Genomic DNA, 14,736 nt, shown 5'->3' with positions numbered 1-14,736 from the left:
GATAAGATCAGTGCGCGTCGCGCACGGCGCGAATGATGATGTTGGCGAGGATATCCATCGCCGCAAGGGTTTCGTTCGGCCGGCCGTACCGGGCTGCCGTCGTCATCATCACAAGGTCGAGAACGGCAATCGTCGGCGCGAGCGCAAGGCTCGCGCCGAGAAGTGAGAGGCGGGGGAGGCGCTCGCACATCGGCATTCTCCCCGCGCTTGCCTTGCTACGCCGCAGGCGGCGCCGAGACCTTCACCGACGGCCGTTCCTGCATTTTCTGGTAGAAGGCGTCGAGCTTGGGATAGGCCTTGCGCCAGCCGCAATCGGCGAAGCGGAAGTCGGCATAGCCAAGCACACAGACGAGGCCGATCTGGGCGATGTCGAACGACGAGCCGTCCAGCACGTCGGGCCGGTTCTCGAACCGCGCCATGCCGGCCCAGGCCCTGTTCCAGTGATCGTCGTACCAGGCCTGCCACAGCGAGCCTTGCGGCCGCACCATCTTCTCGTAGCGGCACAGCAGCATGGAATCGAGCATGCCGTTGAGCAGCGAGTGATCGGTCTTCAGCTTCCAGCGCCGCGGGCCGTAGCCCGGGATCAGCCGGCCGCCGCCGATCTCGTTGAGATATTCGACGATGACGTAGGAATCGAGAATGACGTCGCCATGATCGAGGATCAGCACCGGCAGCTTCTTCAGCGGCGTGATCTTGGAATATTCGTCGTTGACCGTGCCCGGCGCGACGGTCGCCGGCACGAACTCGATCTTATCGATCAGGCCGAGCTCGATCGCCGCGATGCGCACCTTGCGGGCGAACGGGGAGGCGGGAGAGAAGGTGAGTTTCATTGGAGGCTCCTCGGTAGAGCTATCGCATTGGAGCGTCATTGCGAGGAGCGAAGCGACGAAGCAATCCATTCATCCGCTTGGTTGGATAGATGGATTGCTTCGCTTCGCTCGCAATGACGTGGTCGCACCGGTGTTCGGCACCGAACCTCAAGCCGCGACGATTTCCTGGCGCTGCTCGCCGAGGCCCTCGATGCCGAGCGTCACGACGTCGCCGACATTGAGGAAGGTCGGCGGCTTCATGCCAAGGCCGACGCCGGGCGGGGTGCCTGTGGTGATGATGTCGCCGGGCAGCAGCGTCATGAACTGCGAGACGTAGGAAATGCACTTCGCCATCGTGAAGATCATGGTCTTGGTCGAGCCGGTCTGGCGGCGCTGGCCGTTGACGTCGAGCCACATCGACAGGTTCTGCACGTCGGCGATCTCGTCCTTGGTGGCGAGCCACGGACCGACCGGACCGAACGTGTCGTGTGACTTGCCCTTGGTCCATTGTCCGAGGCGCTCGGTCTGGAAGTTGCGCTCGGAGACGTCGTTGCAGACGCAATAGCCGGCGACGTAATTGAGCGCATCGGCTTCCGAGACGTACTTGGCGCGGGTGCCGACGATCGCGGCGATCTCGACTTCCCAGTCCAGCTTGGTCGAGCCGCGCGGCTTCTCGACCGCATCATTCGGGCCGGACAGCGAGGTGTTCGCCTTCATGAAGATGATCGGTTCGGTCGGGATCGCCGCCCCGGTTTCCTTGGCGTGGTCGGAATAGTTGAGGCCGATCGCGACGAACTTCGAAATGCCGGTGACGGGGGCGCCGAAGCGCGGCTTGCCTGAGACGGCGGGCAGGGAGGCGGGATCGAGGGCAGAAAGCTTCTTCAGGGATTCCGGCGCGTAGGCTTCGCCGGTCAGGTCCTTCAGATGGGCCGAGAGGTCGCGGAGCTGGCCGGATTTATCGATCAGACCGGGCTTTTCCGCACCCTTTTCGCCATAACGAACAAGCTTCATGTTGATCACTCCCTACGGTGTCTTGAGGATTGTTACTGGTATACCTCGACACGCTTCATGGAACAGCGCGGGCGGAAATTCAACCGCCATGAGCGCGCTGCATTGCAGCCAAGCCTTATTTCAAGGCCACTTCGGGCCGGTCATCCCAGTGCGACGAACCTGAAGGCGTCGCCATCGCGCTTGATGTGGCCGGCGTTGAAATGCCCGCCGATCACCAGCGTCGGCGTGTCGGCAAAGCGCGAGAACAGCTCGCGCCGCGTCACCGCCGATTGCTTCTGGTCGGAATCCGCGGTCGACGACCAGTCGAGGTGGTACATCTGGCAGGGATGATGGGCGACGTCGCCGGTCAATAGCCCTTCCTCGCCGGCCGACTTGATGTGGATGCTCATGTGGCCGGGGCTGTGACCTGGCGTCGGGATCAGCGTGATCTCCTCGGTCAGGCGGTGATCGCTCGGCACCAACTCGGCCTTGCCGGCATCCGCGATCGGCTTCACTGAATCGGCGAAAACGGCGGCATGCGCCGGATCGTCGCTGTGGTCGCGCCAATGCTCGTATTCGGTCTTGCCGAACACGTAACGCGCATTGGCGAAAGTCGGCACCCATTTGCCGCTGGCGAGTTTCGTGTTCCAGCCGACATGGTCGACATGCAGATGCGTGCACAGCACGATGTCGATGCTGTCAGGGGTAAAGCCGGCCGCGGTCAGCTTCTCAAGGAACGGATCGCTGCGGTTGTTCCAGGTCGGCACATTGCGGCCTTGCTTGTCGTTGCCGAGCCCGGTGTCGACGATGATGCGGTGCTCCGGCGTCTCTACCAGCAGCGAATGGATCGACATCTTCAGCCGGCCGTCCTCGTTGGCGAAATGCGGGATCAGCCAGGGCAGACTCTGGATCTCTTCCCGGCCGGCGAGCGGCAGGATGAAGCGCGTGCTGCCGACGGTCTCGAGTTCGACGACTTTTGTGATCCTGACCTTGCCTACGGTCCAATGCATGCGGCGTGCCCTCTGTTTTTTTGTTTCTCTCACCGGACCATGCGGGTTTCCGCGCGGCGGCGCAATGGATCAAGTCGGCGCCTCCTGCGTTACCGCCTCGTTGGACGAAGGAGTGCGCGCATGCCGGAACTCACAATCTCCCCCGAAAAAGTTGGCTTCTTGATCGAGAAGGCGCGGGAATTCGACGTCAAGGAGGGGATCGTCGATCCGGACTCCGGCTCGAACGGCGCCGACGACGAGATGATCGACGTGCTGGAGGATGACGGCAGCGATCCGGTGGCGCGCGAGATCACAGGCTTCATCGACGCGCTGAGCGAGGACGAGCAGGTCGACCTCGTCGCCTTGATGCGGCTCGGCCGCGGCGACGGCACGATCGAGGAATGGGCCGATCTTCGTCGCGAAGCTGCGCGCGGCCGCAACGGCCGCACCGCGAGCTATCTATTGGGCGAGCCGATGCTCGGCGATTTCCTTGCCGAAGGGCTCGACGAGTTCGGCCTCGCGCCCGCCGACGAGCGCATCACGCCGATCCAGTAGGAGCAGAAGCGCGCTGTTCTCCTTACCTCGCCCCGCTTGCGGGGAGAGGTCGGATCGCATCGCAGATGCGATCCGGGTGAGGGGGAGTCTCCGCGAGTCGTCTCTCGCGGCAATCGTGGAGTGCGTAGCCCGGATGGAGCCAACGGGTCGCGCGAACGCGCGCCCGATGACAGGCTCCGCGCAATCCGGGACGGACCTGGCCACGAAACACCCCGGATTGCGCTGCGCTCCATCCGGGCTACGTTTGCGGCGACATTGTCGTGGATCGACAAAACGCGCTATGCGTTGGGCATGCCGCAGCCGCTTGTCCGCATCGTCGATCAGTTGAAGCGCGAGCCGTCCCGCACCGGCTCGATCATCATCACCGTGTTCGGCGATTCCATCGTGCCGCGCGGCGGCGCGGTGTGGCTCGGCACGCTGCTCGAATTCTTCAAGTCGCTCGACATCGACGGCAATGTGGTGCGCACCGCGATGTCGCGGCTCGCGGCCGACGGCTGGCTCGAGCGCAGCAAGGTCGGCCGCAACAGTTTCTATCGGCTGAACGCCAGGGGCCGGCAGACCTTCGACACTGCGACCAGGCACATCTACGATCCGCCGCCGTCGGACTGGACCGGCCGCTTCGAGCTGCTCTTGATCGGCAATGCCGAGGACCGCGACGCCGCGCGCGAGGCATTGAAGAATGCCGGCTTCGGCAGCCCGCTGCCGGGCGTGTGGGTCGCGCCGTCAGGCGTGCCGATCCCCGACGAAGCATCGCGCGCGATCCGCCTTGAAGTCTCCGCAGAAGACGGCAGCGGGCGCCGGCTGCTCAGCGAGAGCTGGCCGCTCGATCGCACCGCGGACGCTTATCTGAAGTTCATGAAGACGTTCGAGCCGCTGCATGGCTGGATCATGAGAGGCGAGACGCTGAGCGACGCCGACGCCTTCACCGCGCGCATCCTGCTGATCCACCATTACCGCCGGGTCGTGCTGCGCGATCCGCTGCTGCCCTATCAGCTGTTGCCGAAGGATTGGCCGGGCAGGGCCGCGCGCAAACTCTGCGGCGAGATCTATCGCGGGCTGCTTTCGCCGTCGGAACAATGGCTTGACGACCACGCAACCAACGAGGACGGGCCGCTGCCGAAGCCCAATGGGGCAGTGGTCCGCCGTTTCGAGGGCATCTGAACATATTACAAAAACATCTTGCATTTAGAGAATTGTGTTATATATTTCCACCCAACAACACAGGGAGGTCGGCCATGTATACGCAGGCGCTCAACTCATCCGACGGCGACGATCGCGGCGTCGAGGATGTTGCCCGTGCCAGTCAGTTCCAGGCCCGCATCGATGCCGACGAACGTATCGAGCCGAACGACTGGATGCCTGCCGCCTACCGCAAGACGCTGACCCGGCAGATTTCCCAGCACGCCCATTCCGAAATCGTCGGCATGCTGCCCGAAGGCAATTGGATCACCCGCGCACCGTCGCTGCGCCGAAAGGCCGCGCTGCTCGCCAAGGTGCAGGACGAATGCGGCCACGGGCTCTATCTCTATGCCGCCGCCGAGACGCTCGGCACCTCGCGCGAGGAGCTGGTCGACGCGATGCTCTCGGGCAAGGCGAAATACTCCTCGATCTTCAATTACCCGACCCTGACCTGGGCCGACATCGGCACCATCGGTTGGCTGGTCGACGGCGCGGCGATCATGAACCAGATCCCGCTGTGCCGCTGCTCCTATGGCCCGTATGCGCGCGCGATGATCCGCGTCTGCAAGGAAGAGTCGTTCCACCAGCGCCAGGGCTTTGAGATCATGGTGACGCTGTGCCGCGGCACCGCCGAGCAGAAGGCGATGGCGCAGAACGCGCTCGATCGCTGGTGGTGGCCGGTGCTGATGATGTTCGGCCCGCCGGACCAGGTCAGCCAGCACAGCGACACCTCGACCAAATGGAAGATCAAGCGCTTCTCCAACGACGAGCTGCGCCAGAAATTCATCGACGCCACCGTGCCGCAGGCCGAGTTCCTCGGGCTCACCATTCCCGATCCCGGCATGAAGCAGAACGAGAACGGCAATTGGGTGCACAGCCCGATCGACTGGGACGAGTTCAAGCAGGTGCTGGCCGGCAACGGTCCCTGCAACCGCGATCGCCTCGCCGCGCGCCGCAAGGCGCATGAGGAAGGCGCCTGGGTGCGCGAGGCCGCGATGGCCTATGCCGAGAAGCGCAAGAGCCGCCAGCTCGCGCAAGCGGCAGAATAAGGGAGCGCTAGAGATGGCCACGCCGAACGTTCCGCTCTGGGAAGTCTTCATCCGCAGCCGCAACGGCCTTGCCCACAAGCATGTCGGCTCGCTGCACGCGGCGGACTCGACGCTGGCGCTGCAGGCCGCGCGCGACATCTACACCCGCCGCGGCGAGGGGCTGTCGATCTGGGTCGTGCCCTCGAACGCGATCACCGCATCCGACCCGTCCGAGAAGGGCATGATGTTCGAGCCGGCGGAATCCAAGATCTACCGCCACCCGACCTTCTACGACGTCCCGGACGAAGTCGGGCATATGTGACCGCGCCTCCGCTCGTCATTGCGAGCGCAGCGAAGCAATCCATCGGACCGCGAAGCAAGTGTGGATTGCTTCGTCGCTCCGCTCCTCGCAATGACGAAACACCAGCGAGTTGATCAAATGGCAGTTGCCAACATCGAGGTCTCCGAAACGCCGCTGGTGCTCTATGCACTGCGCCGCGCCGACGATGCGCTGATCCTCGGCCATCGGCTGTCCGAATGGTGCGGCCATGCGCCGGCGATGGAAGAGGACATGGCGCTCGCCAATATGGGGCTCGACCTGCTCGGTCAGGCGCGCGAGCTCTATACCTATGCCGCGAAGGTCGAAGGCCGCGGCAACGACGAAGACAAGTTCGCCTATCTGCGCGATGTCCGGCAGTATCGCAATCTCCTGCTGGTCGAGCAGCCGAACGGCGACTTTGCCCGCACCATGGTGCGGCAGTTCTTCTACGCGGCATTCGCCGATCTGTACTGGCGCGCGATGATGGCATCCTCCGATCCGACATTTGCTGCGATCGCGGCGAAGTCGGAAAAGGAGAGCGCCTATCATCTGCGGCATTCGTCGGAATGGATCGTCCGTCTCGGCGACGGCACCGAGGAGAGCCATCGCCGTGCGCAGAATGCGATCGACGACCTCTGGGCTTATACCGGCGAGATGTTCGCGGTCGACGACGGTGAGCGCGGCCTGATCGACGCCGGCATTGCGATCGACCCGGCGACGCTAAAGTCGCGCTGGTTGAAGACCGTGACCGGCATCGTCAACGAGGCGACGCTGGCGTTGCCGAAGAGCGATTGGATGCAGCAGGGCGGCCGCGTCGGTAGCCATAGCGAGCATCTCGGCCATCTCCTCAGCGAATTGCAGTCCCTGCAGCGGACCTTTCCGGGGGCGACATGGTGACCGCAGCGCTCAGCGATGCCGATCTGCGCCGGCGCGCCTGGAGCGCGGCCGCGCAGGTGGTCGATCCTGAAATCCCCGTGCTGACCATCGCCGATCTCGGCGTGCTGCGCGATGTCGCGGTCCACGACGGCCGTGTCGAGGTCGCGATCACCCCGACCTATTCCGGCTGTCCGGCGATGAACATGATCGCCCTCGAGATCGAGCTCGCGCTGGAGCGCGAAGGCATTCATGCGCCGAAGGTCCGTACCGTGCTGTCGCCGGCCTGGACCACCGACTGGATGAGCGAGGATGGCCGCCGCAAGCTCAGGGAATACGGCATCGCGCCGCCGCTGCCGGGCTCCTCGCGCCGCGCGCTGTTCGGCGAGCAGCAGGTCACGTGCCCGCAATGCGGGTCAGGCGATACCGAACTGCTGTCCGAATTCGGCTCGACCTCCTGCAAGGCGCTGTGGCGTTGCAAGAGCTGCCGTGAACCCTTCGATTACTTCAAGTGTCATTGACCATGTTCGACGCTGTCAATAAGCACTCCGTCATTGCGAGCGAAGCGAAGCAATCCATGCTTCCTCACTCGCGGAGCGATGGATTGCTTCGTCGCTTCGCTCCTCGCAATGACGGCGGAGATAGATGATGTCCCTTACCCCGCGCTTTCACCGTCTGTCCGTCAGCGATCTGCGCCGTGAGGCGTCGGACGCCATCTCGATGACCTTTGCGATCCCCGACGATCTGCAGGGCGACTACCGCTTCACGCCCGGCCAGTATCTGACGCTGCGCACCACGATGGACGGCGAGGAAGTCCGCCGCTCTTACTCGATCTGTTCCGGCCCCGACGACGGCGAGCTGCGCATTGCGGTGAAGAAGGTCGACGGCGGCGCGTTCTCGAACTGGGCCGCCGACGAATTGAAGGCCGGCGACGAGCTCGACGTGATGACGCCGACCGGACGCTTTGGCGTCGCGCACGCGCCTGGCGAGGCGCGGACCTATGTCGGCTTCGCCGCCGGCAGCGGCATCACGCCGATCCTTTCGATCATCAAGGGCGTGCTGGCGCGCGAGCCGGACAGCCGGTTCTTCCTGTTCTACGGCAACCGCTCGACCGAAGGCGTCATGTTCCGCGAGGCGCTGGAGGAGCTGAAGGACCGCTTCATGCAGCGGCTCTCGGTCTTCCATGTGATCTCCGGCGAGGAGCAGGACATCCCGATCCTGCACGGCCGGCTCGACGGCGAGAAGGTGCGGGTGCTGCTGCGCTCGCTGGTGCCGGCCTCAACCGTCGATCATGTTTTCGTCTGCGGCCCGGCCGCGATGAGCGAGACCATCGAGGCGACCTGCCGCGAGGTCGGCATCGCCGACGAGCGCATTCATGTCGAACGCTTCGTCTCGGAATTCGGCGGCAAGCCGCGTCCGAAGGTCGTCGTTCCCGCCGGCGCGCCGCCGAAGGCGATTGCCGGACTGATCATCGACGGCAAGCGCCGCGAGGTGCCGGTGGCCGACGGCGAGTCGATCCTCGACGCCGCGTTGCGCGCCGGCATGGACCTGCCGTTCGCCTGCAAGGGCGGCATGTGCTCGACCTGCCGCGCCAAGCTGGTCGAAGGCGAGGCGCCGATGGATCTGAACTACTCGCTGGAGCCGTGGGAGCTGAAGGCGGGGTTCATCCTCACCTGCCAGGCCAAGCCGTGCTCGGAAAAGGTCGTGGTCGATTACGACCACGTCTAATTCTGCTCGCGCATTGACACCCAAGGTGTCGCGCCCAACACTAATGTGACACCAAGAGGTCCGTCGCAACGGGCCCGCGCACAGGGAGTTCGATGTGAACGTGAAGGCCACGCTATCGCCGGAGGATGTCGCCCGCGCCTGCGCGGATGCGATGTGGAAGGAAGACGACGCCAGCAAGGGTCTCGGCATGGAGCTTGTCGAGATCAAGCCGGGGCACGCGACGATGGCGATGACCGTGCAGCCGCACATGGTCAACGGCCAGCGCATCTGCCACGGCGGCTACATCTTTACGCTCGCGGATTCAGCCTTCGCCTTTGCCTGCAACAGCCATAACGATCGCGCGGTCGCGGCGCAGGGCAACGTCACCTTTATCCGGCCCGGAAAGCTTGGCGACCGGCTGGTCGCGACCGCGCGCGAGATCTCACGCAGCGGCCGCTCGGGAATCTACGACGTGCGCGTCACCGTCGGCGACAGCGTGATCGCTGAGTTCCGCGGACATTCGCGCGTGATACCGGGCACCTGGCTGCCCGAGCTGGACATCAAGGCATAAGGCTCAGAGGAAACGTCGATGGCAACGGCAAAGCTCAAGGTTAGTGACAGCGGCTACCGCGCCGAGCTGGATGCGGCTGAACGCGCCTCGCGCGACGAGATCATGGCGTTGCAGACCAAGCGGCTCGCCTGGTCGCTCAAGCACGCCTATGACAACGTCGCGCACTACAAGAAGAGCTTCGACGCCGCGGGCGTGCACCCCACAGACTTCAAGCAGCTTTCCGATCTCGCCAAATTTCCCTTCGCGGTGAAGACCGATCTGCGCGACAACTATCCTTTCAACATGTTCGCGGTGCCGCGCGAGCAGCTGGTGCGGGTCCATGCCTCCTCGGGCACAACCGGCAAACCGATTGTGGTCGGCTACACCAAAGCCGACATCGACACCTGGGCCGATGTGATGGCGCGCTCGATCCGCGCCGCCGGCGGCCGCAAGGGCATGCTGATGCACAACGCCTACGGCTATGGCCTGTTCACCGGCGGCCTCGGCGCGCATTACGGCGCCGAGCGGCTCGGCTGCACGGTCATCCCGATCTCCGGCGGCATGACCGAACGACAGGTGCAGATCATCAACGACTTCCGGCCCGACATCATCACGGTGACGCCGAGCTACATGCTGGCGATCCTCGACGAGTTCAAGCGGCAGGGCCTCGACCCGCGCAAATCGTCGCTCAAGTTCGGCATCTTCGGCGCCGAGCCCTGGACCAACGCGATGCGCGTCGAGATCGAGCAGGCCTTCGACATGGACGCGACCGACATCTACGGCCTGTCGGAGGTGATCGGCCCCGGCGTCGCGCAGGAATGCGTGGAGACCAAGGACGGCCTGCACATCTGGGAGGATCATTTCTATCCCGAGGTGATCGATCCCCTGACCGGCAAGGTGCTCGGTGACGGCGAGAAGGGTGAGTTGGTATTCACCTCGCTCACCAAGGAAGCCTTCCCGATCATCCGCTACCGCACCCGCGACCTGACGCGGCTGTTGCCCGGCACGGCCCGGCCCGGCATGCGGCGGATGGAGAAGGTGACCGGCCGCTCCGACGACATGATCATCCTGCGCGGCGTCAACGTGTTTCCGACCCAGATCGAGGAAGCGCTGCTGGCGACCGACTGGTGCGGCGGCCATTTCGTGATCGAGCTGACCCGCGAGGGCCGCATGGACGAGATGACGGTGCTCGCCGAAGCCCGGCCCGAGAGCTGGGACGGCGCAGGGCTCACGGCGCATGCCGAGAAGGTATCCGCGTTCATCAAGAACACGATCGGCATCTCCACCCGCGTCCGTGTCGTCGCGCCCGAGACGCTGGAACGTTCGCTCGGCAAGGCGAAACGGGTTTACGACAAGCGGCCGAAAGAATAGCCTCTCGCCCGCAATCCAAGGGGGCGCGGGGTTTCCATGGCCGATACCAACGAAGCAACCGCTGCGGAAATCGCCGCCGATATCCGCGACAGGAAAGTCACGGCAGTCAGCGTCGTCGAGGCGGCGCTCGATCGTGCCGAGCGGCTCAAGCACCTCAATGCCTTCATCGTGCTGAACCGCGACGGTGCGCTGGCCGCGGCGCGCGAGGTCGATGCCGGGAAACGGACCGGCGCGCTGGCCGGTCTCCCCATCGTCGTCAAGGATAACATCAACACATCAGATATGCCGACATCGGGCGGCACGCCGGCACTGCAGCACGCCCGGCCTGTGCGCAATGCGCCGTCGCTGCAAAAGCTGCTCGATGCCGGCGCTGTCGTCATCGGCAAGACCAACCTGCACGAGCTCGCTTTCGGCATCACCAGCACCAATCTCGCACCCTTCGCGGGACCGGTGCGGAATCCCTACGACACCAGCCGCATTCCGGGCGGGTCGTCGGGCGGAACGTCGGCGGCGATCGCCGCGCGGATCGCCACTTGTGGGCTCGGATCTGATACTGGCGGCTCAACCCGCGTGCCGGCGGCGCTAACGGGGACCGTGGGGCTGCGGCCTTCGGTCGGTAATGGCGGCGCCGAGCGGCGCTACCACGACGACAACCAGGTGGTTCCGATCAGCCATACCCGCGACACCGTCGGCCCGATGGGACGCACGGTCGCCGATGTCGCGCTTCTCGACGCCGTGATATCAGGCACGCCGCAGGCCGCAGCCATTCCGCTACGCGGCGTGCGTCTCGGCATTCCCGCCTGTTTCTGGGGCGGCCTCGATCGCGATGTCGAGACCGTTGCCCGCGCGGCCTGTGCCCGGCTCACGGCGGCCGGCGCCGCGCTGGTCGATGTCGATATGCCGGACCTGTTCGAGCAGAACGGCAAGGTGTCGTTCGTGGTCGCGCTGCATGAGCCGATCGCCGACATCCCGGCCTGGCTCGCCGCCTCCGGGATCGAAGGGATCACGCTGTCCGATATCGCGGCCGGTGTCGCCAGTCCCGACGTCGTCGGCGCTTTCGGCGCCATCACCGCGGACGCCTTCGGTGCCGCCTATGACGATGCGATCAAGGTGCAGCGGCCGGCGCTGCAGGCGATCTATGCCGCCTATCTCAGCCACAACGAACTGGACGCCATCCTGTTTCCGACCACGGTCGCGCCGGCGCCACTCATCGACGAGAAGATCGGGTCCGGCGAGATGTCGGTCAACGGCGGCGAGCCGGTGCCGACCTTCGGCACCATGATCCGCAACACCGATCCCGGCAGCAATGCCGGCTTGCCCGGGCTGTCGCTTTATGCCGGCATGACGCCTGATGGCCTGCCGGTTGGGCTCGAGCTCGATGGTCCCGTGGGCAGCGATGCCAGGCTGCTCGGGCTTGGCCTGTCGATCGAGGCGATCCTGGGCACGGCCCCGCCGCCGAAGCTCTGACACGACCGGCGGCAACAAGCCCCTTGAATTGATCGGTCAGTCGATTAGTCATGGCCTGAGGCCATCAGGCCACCCCATGACCGGGACTGGAATGCTGATGCCGTCGGCCCCGCAAGCAAATCGTCAACCCGTCGACGCCCGCTGCGTCCGCCTGCTGACGAAGGCGGAGAATGCTGCCGCGGTGGCGCCGGTGGTCGAGACGCATGTGCTGTCGCGCGGCGACAACGATGTCCTGATCTCGGTGAGGGCGGCGGCGGTCAATCCGTCCGATGTCAAGGCCGCGACCGGGCTGATGCCCTATGCTGTGTTCCCGCGCACGTCTGGCCGCGACTATGCGGGCGTCGTAATCGACGGGCCTTCAGGCCTGATCGGCCGTGAGGTGTTCGGCTCGTCCGGCGACCTCGGCATCCGGCGCGATGGCACCCACGCTACTCATCTGGTGGTCGAAGCCGATGCCGTGGTGGAAAAGCCCGCCGGCATTTCCTGGGACGAAGCCGCCGGGATCGGTGTGCCCTTCGTCACCGCGATGGAAGGCCTGCGCCGCGCCGGTCTGCCGAAGCCGGGCGAGACCGTTCTCGTGATGGGTGTCAACGGCAAGGTCGGCCAGGCCGCGGTGCAGATCGCGAGCTGGCACGGCGCGCGCGCGATCGGCGTGGTGCGCAAGAGCGAGCCCTATGAGGGTCACAGCAATGCGCCGGTCGAGGTGATCGATGCCTCTGCCACCGATGTCGCGGCGCGGGTGCGCGAGCTGACCGGCGGCAAGGGTGCCGACATCGTCTACAACACGGTCGGCGATCCCTATTTCCAGGCCGCGCACAAGTCGCTGGCGCTGCGCGGCCGCCAGATCCTGATCGCGGCGGTCGACCGCATCGTGCAGTTCAACATTCTCGAATTCTATCGGGGCCAGCACACCTATGTCGGGATCGACACGCTCGCGTTCTCGTCGGTTGCGACCGGTGAGGTGTTGCGCGAGCTCGCGCCGGGCTTTGCCAGCGGGCATCTGAAGCCGTTTCCGATCAAGCAGAGTGCGATCTATCCGCTGGAACAGGCCAAGGCGGCGTTCGTTGCCGTCGCAGGCTCGTCGCGCGACCGCGTGATTTTGCGGCCATAGTTCACCGTCATTGCGAGGAGCGGAGCGACGAAGCAATCCATTCTCTCCCCGTGTGATAGTATGGATTGCTTCGCTTCGCTCGCAATGACGAAGGCAATTGAAGGCTTGTCATGGACCCCGCCACGATCGTCATCCTCGCCGCCCTGATCATCGGCGTGATCTATGGTTCGGTCGGGCTCGTCAGCGGCTTCTGCATGATGAGCGGGCTGCGCGGCTGGTGGGCCGAGGGCGATGGCCGCCTCGTGCGCACCTACGCGCTGGCGATGGGCGTTGCGATCGCGGCCTCGCAACTGCTGGCGGCGGCCGGTCTCGTCGATCTCGGCAAGTCGATCTATCTGCAACCGTCGTTCTCGGCGCCGGTGATGTTCCTCGGCGGGCTGCTGTTCGGGTACGGCATGGTGCTGTCGAACGGCTGCGGCTCGCGGGCGCTGGTGCTGCTCGGGCGCGGCAACTTGCGCTCCTTCGTGGTCGTGATCGTGCTCGGCATCTTCGCTGAGATGACGCTGAAGGGCCTGATCGCCCCGGCCCGGATCGCGATGGTGCAGGCCTCGCAGGCCACGGTATCAGCCAATTCGGTGCCGGCCCTGCTGACGGCCAGCGGCCTTGGCGCAATACCGGCGCGGATGGTGGCGGCTTCGGTGCTATCAGCCGCCCTGATCATTTTTGCCTTTGCCCATGCCCCGTTCCGCAAGTCGCCGGGTCAGATCGCAGCCGGCTTGATCGTCGGCCTGCTGGTCGCAGGCGGCTGGTACGCGACCGGCTATCTCGGCGCCGATGATTTCAATCCGGTGCCGGTGACGTCGCTGACCTTCATCGCCCCGATCGCCGACGCGCTGCAATACGTCATGCTGTCGACCGGCTCGACGCTCAATTTCGGCATTGTCACCGTGTTCGGCGTGTTCGCCGGCAGCCTGCTCACGGCGATTGCCACCGGACGCTTCGAACTCGAAGGCTATCGGTCGCCGCAGCACATGCTGCGCTCGGCCAGCGGCGCCGCCCTGATGGGCGCGGGCGGCGTGATGGCGTTCGGCTGCTCGGTCGGGCAGGGGCTGACCGGATTGTCGACGCTGTCGCTGTCGTCCTTCATCGCCATCGCCGGCATCATGCTCGGCACCGGCGCCGGCCTGCGCGGCGCGCTTCGGGTCAGGCCTCTCGCGACGGCATGAAGCGATAAATCTGAATCGGGTACCCGCGTGCGGGGATTGCGAGATTCCGGATTGCCGTCAAAAGCTGACATTGAATATGCCTGAGTGAACGTCCGCTAAGGGCCAACAACGGAAGTCCAAAATCATGCGCGTGCGAAATCTTTGGCAGAGCCGATTACTTGATCGGTAAGAGCTGAACAGATCACGGCAGGAATGGCACCAACGAGGCCCCACTTAGGATCATACACCAACAGAGGAACGAGTATGTTCACGTAGGCAACAACATAGCCAAAGCTTCCCGCAAGCAACCACTTTGAGATGCCCTTCACTCTGCGATCTAAATAGCCATCGAAGGCGGCAGTTATCAAAGCCGGAACGAGGCCGTTCAGATAGACAACCAAAAGCAAGATTACAAAGGTGTCTGAAGTTACGTCTTTCGCGTTACCGCGACCGAAGATTAAAGAGACGAGCAGACCGAGACTTGGTCCGAATACTGTCGCGATGCTGTTCAAATGTCCGCTTCGGGTGTGCGCCGTGAGAAGGCGGCGCTTTCCAGTGGGTGCAAACCCCACCCGGCAAACGCTCCAGCCGGAAGCAATCGGAGCAGTCATGGAGGTAACGAAGTGGCTGAAGCCTTCGATTA

Annotated in this window: 18 protein-coding genes; 13 read left to right on the top strand and 5 right to left on the bottom strand. The window is 64.6% G+C overall.

Translation table 11 applies throughout. The features are described from left to right. Positions 1-7 precede the first annotated feature (7 nt). The 4 genes from AC628_RS18320 to AC628_RS18305 all read right to left on the bottom strand — a co-directional run bounded on the left by AC628_RS18320 (position 8) and on the right by AC628_RS18305 (position 2,809). A complete protein-coding gene (locus AC628_RS18320) occupies positions 8-190 on the bottom strand; it encodes a hypothetical protein (protein WP_074128165.1) in 183 nt (60 codons plus the stop codon). Between the two features lie 25 nt (positions 191-215). Beyond that, positions 216-830 (bottom strand): glutathione S-transferase family protein, encoded by a 615-nt coding sequence (locus AC628_RS18315; RefSeq protein ID WP_074128164.1) that lies wholly within the window; start codon positions 828-830, stop codon positions 216-218. A 147-nt stretch (positions 831-977) separates the two neighbouring features. Continuing rightward, complete coding sequence (locus AC628_RS18310) at positions 978-1,820, bottom strand: fumarylacetoacetate hydrolase family protein (protein ID WP_074128194.1); 843 nt, start codon at positions 1,818-1,820, stop codon at positions 978-980. Positions 1,821-1,960: 140 nt separating this feature from the next. Then, complete coding sequence (locus tag AC628_RS18305; RefSeq protein WP_074128163.1) at positions 1,961-2,809, bottom strand: MBL fold metallo-hydrolase; 849 nt, start codon at positions 2,807-2,809, stop codon at positions 1,961-1,963. Between the two features lie 120 nt (positions 2,810-2,929). Between AC628_RS18305 and AC628_RS18300 the strand changes: the two genes are divergently transcribed. The 13 genes from AC628_RS18300 (at position 2,930) to AC628_RS18245 (ending at position 14,114) form a co-directional block, all read left to right on the top strand. Continuing rightward, a complete protein-coding gene (locus tag AC628_RS18300; protein ID WP_074128162.1) occupies positions 2,930-3,343 on the top strand; it encodes a DUF3775 domain-containing protein in 414 nt (137 codons plus the stop codon). A 291-nt stretch (positions 3,344-3,634) separates the two neighbouring features. After that, positions 3,635-4,504, top strand: a complete 870-nt coding sequence (gene paaX / locus AC628_RS18295; protein ID WP_074128193.1) for a phenylacetic acid degradation operon negative regulatory protein PaaX — start codon at positions 3,635-3,637, stop codon at positions 4,502-4,504. A 74-nt stretch (positions 4,505-4,578) separates the two neighbouring features. After that, positions 4,579-5,571, top strand: coding sequence for a 1,2-phenylacetyl-CoA epoxidase subunit PaaA (paaA, locus tag AC628_RS18290; protein ID WP_050626131.1), 993 nt, complete (start codon positions 4,579-4,581; stop codon positions 5,569-5,571). Between the two features lie 13 nt (positions 5,572-5,584). Then, on the top strand, positions 5,585-5,872 hold the full coding sequence (gene paaB, locus AC628_RS18285) for a 1,2-phenylacetyl-CoA epoxidase subunit PaaB (RefSeq protein ID WP_024579339.1): 288 nt from the start codon (positions 5,585-5,587) through the stop codon (positions 5,870-5,872). Positions 5,873-5,981: 109 nt separating this feature from the next. Next, positions 5,982-6,065: a CGNR zinc finger domain-containing protein gene (locus AC628_RS46155; protein WP_502689749.1), complete on the top strand. Its 84-nt coding sequence runs from the start codon at positions 5,982-5,984 to the stop codon at positions 6,063-6,065. Continuing rightward, a complete protein-coding gene (paaC, locus tag AC628_RS18280) occupies positions 6,029-6,766 on the top strand; it encodes a 1,2-phenylacetyl-CoA epoxidase subunit PaaC (RefSeq protein WP_502689748.1) in 738 nt (245 codons plus the stop codon). Before AC628_RS46155 ends, paaC begins: the two co-directional genes overlap by 37 nt. After that, on the top strand, positions 6,760-7,263 hold the full coding sequence (gene paaD, locus AC628_RS18275; protein ID WP_074128160.1) for a 1,2-phenylacetyl-CoA epoxidase subunit PaaD: 504 nt from the start codon (positions 6,760-6,762) through the stop codon (positions 7,261-7,263). Before paaC ends, paaD begins: the two co-directional genes overlap by 7 nt. 124 nt (positions 7,264-7,387) lie before the next feature. After that, positions 7,388-8,470, top strand: coding sequence for a 1,2-phenylacetyl-CoA epoxidase subunit PaaE (gene paaE, locus AC628_RS18270; RefSeq protein ID WP_210190221.1), 1,083 nt, complete (start codon positions 7,388-7,390; stop codon positions 8,468-8,470). A gap of 94 nt (positions 8,471-8,564) precedes the next feature. Further along, positions 8,565-9,020: a hydroxyphenylacetyl-CoA thioesterase PaaI gene (gene paaI, locus AC628_RS18265; RefSeq protein WP_074128159.1), complete on the top strand. Its 456-nt coding sequence runs from the start codon at positions 8,565-8,567 to the stop codon at positions 9,018-9,020. Between the two features lie 18 nt (positions 9,021-9,038). Further along, positions 9,039-10,370, top strand: a complete 1,332-nt coding sequence (paaK, locus tag AC628_RS18260; RefSeq protein ID WP_074128158.1) for a phenylacetate--CoA ligase PaaK — start codon at positions 9,039-9,041, stop codon at positions 10,368-10,370. Between the two features lie 36 nt (positions 10,371-10,406). Beyond that, a complete protein-coding gene (gene iaaH / locus AC628_RS18255) occupies positions 10,407-11,837 on the top strand; it encodes an indoleacetamide hydrolase (RefSeq protein ID WP_074128157.1) in 1,431 nt (476 codons plus the stop codon). A 76-nt stretch (positions 11,838-11,913) separates the two neighbouring features. Further along, entirely contained in the window at positions 11,914-12,948 is a 1,035-nt protein-coding gene (locus tag AC628_RS18250; protein ID WP_245321217.1) for a quinone oxidoreductase family protein, read from the top strand. A gap of 110 nt (positions 12,949-13,058) precedes the next feature. Beyond that, positions 13,059-14,114, top strand: coding sequence for a YeeE/YedE family protein (locus tag AC628_RS18245; RefSeq protein ID WP_074128156.1), 1,056 nt, complete (start codon positions 13,059-13,061; stop codon positions 14,112-14,114). Positions 14,115-14,236: 122 nt separating this feature from the next. Here the strand turns inward: AC628_RS18245 and AC628_RS44050 are convergent. Continuing rightward, positions 14,237-14,736 (bottom strand): DUF5413 family protein (locus AC628_RS44050; RefSeq protein WP_168193399.1); only part of this gene is annotated, 500 nt, incomplete at its 5' end.

The organism is Bradyrhizobium sp. NAS96.2 (genome assembly GCF_001908235.1).
GTDB lineage: Bacteria > Pseudomonadota > Alphaproteobacteria > Rhizobiales > Xanthobacteraceae > Bradyrhizobium.
The sequence above is the reverse complement of the archived record's forward strand: the minus strand, read 5'-3'. Positions and strand labels throughout refer to the sequence as shown.

What these genes read in the sequence shown, in the direction of transcription:
- AC628_RS18320 (WP_074128165.1), bottom strand. Translation starts at nt 190, where the DNA reads ATGTGCGAGCGCCTCCCCCGCCTCTCACTTCTCGGCGCGAGCCTTGCG.
- AC628_RS18315 (WP_074128164.1), bottom strand. Translation starts at nt 830, where the DNA reads ATGAAACTCACCTTCTCTCCCGCCTCCCCGTTCGCCCGCAAGGTGCGC.
- AC628_RS18310 (WP_074128194.1), bottom strand. Translation starts at nt 1,820, where the DNA reads ATGAAGCTTGTTCGTTATGGCGAAAAGGGTGCGGAAAAGCCCGGTCTG.
- AC628_RS18305 (WP_074128163.1), bottom strand. Translation starts at nt 2,809, where the DNA reads ATGCATTGGACCGTAGGCAAGGTCAGGATCACAAAAGTCGTCGAACTC.
- AC628_RS18300 (WP_074128162.1), top strand. Translation starts at nt 2,930, where the DNA reads ATGCCGGAACTCACAATCTCCCCCGAAAAAGTTGGCTTCTTGATCGAG.
- paaX (WP_074128193.1), top strand. Translation starts at nt 3,635, where the DNA reads ATGCCGCAGCCGCTTGTCCGCATCGTCGATCAGTTGAAGCGCGAGCCG.
- paaA (WP_050626131.1), top strand. Translation starts at nt 4,579, where the DNA reads ATGTATACGCAGGCGCTCAACTCATCCGACGGCGACGATCGCGGCGTC.
- paaB (WP_024579339.1), top strand. Translation starts at nt 5,585, where the DNA reads ATGGCCACGCCGAACGTTCCGCTCTGGGAAGTCTTCATCCGCAGCCGC.
- paaD (WP_074128160.1), top strand. Translation starts at nt 6,760, where the DNA reads ATGGTGACCGCAGCGCTCAGCGATGCCGATCTGCGCCGGCGCGCCTGG.
- paaE (WP_210190221.1), top strand. Translation starts at nt 7,388, where the DNA reads ATGATGTCCCTTACCCCGCGCTTTCACCGTCTGTCCGTCAGCGATCTG.
- paaK (WP_074128158.1), top strand. Translation starts at nt 9,039, where the DNA reads ATGGCAACGGCAAAGCTCAAGGTTAGTGACAGCGGCTACCGCGCCGAG.
- iaaH (WP_074128157.1), top strand. Translation starts at nt 10,407, where the DNA reads ATGGCCGATACCAACGAAGCAACCGCTGCGGAAATCGCCGCCGATATC.
- AC628_RS18250 (WP_245321217.1), top strand. Translation starts at nt 11,914, where the DNA reads ATGACCGGGACTGGAATGCTGATGCCGTCGGCCCCGCAAGCAAATCGT.
- AC628_RS18245 (WP_074128156.1), top strand. Translation starts at nt 13,059, where the DNA reads ATGGACCCCGCCACGATCGTCATCCTCGCCGCCCTGATCATCGGCGTG.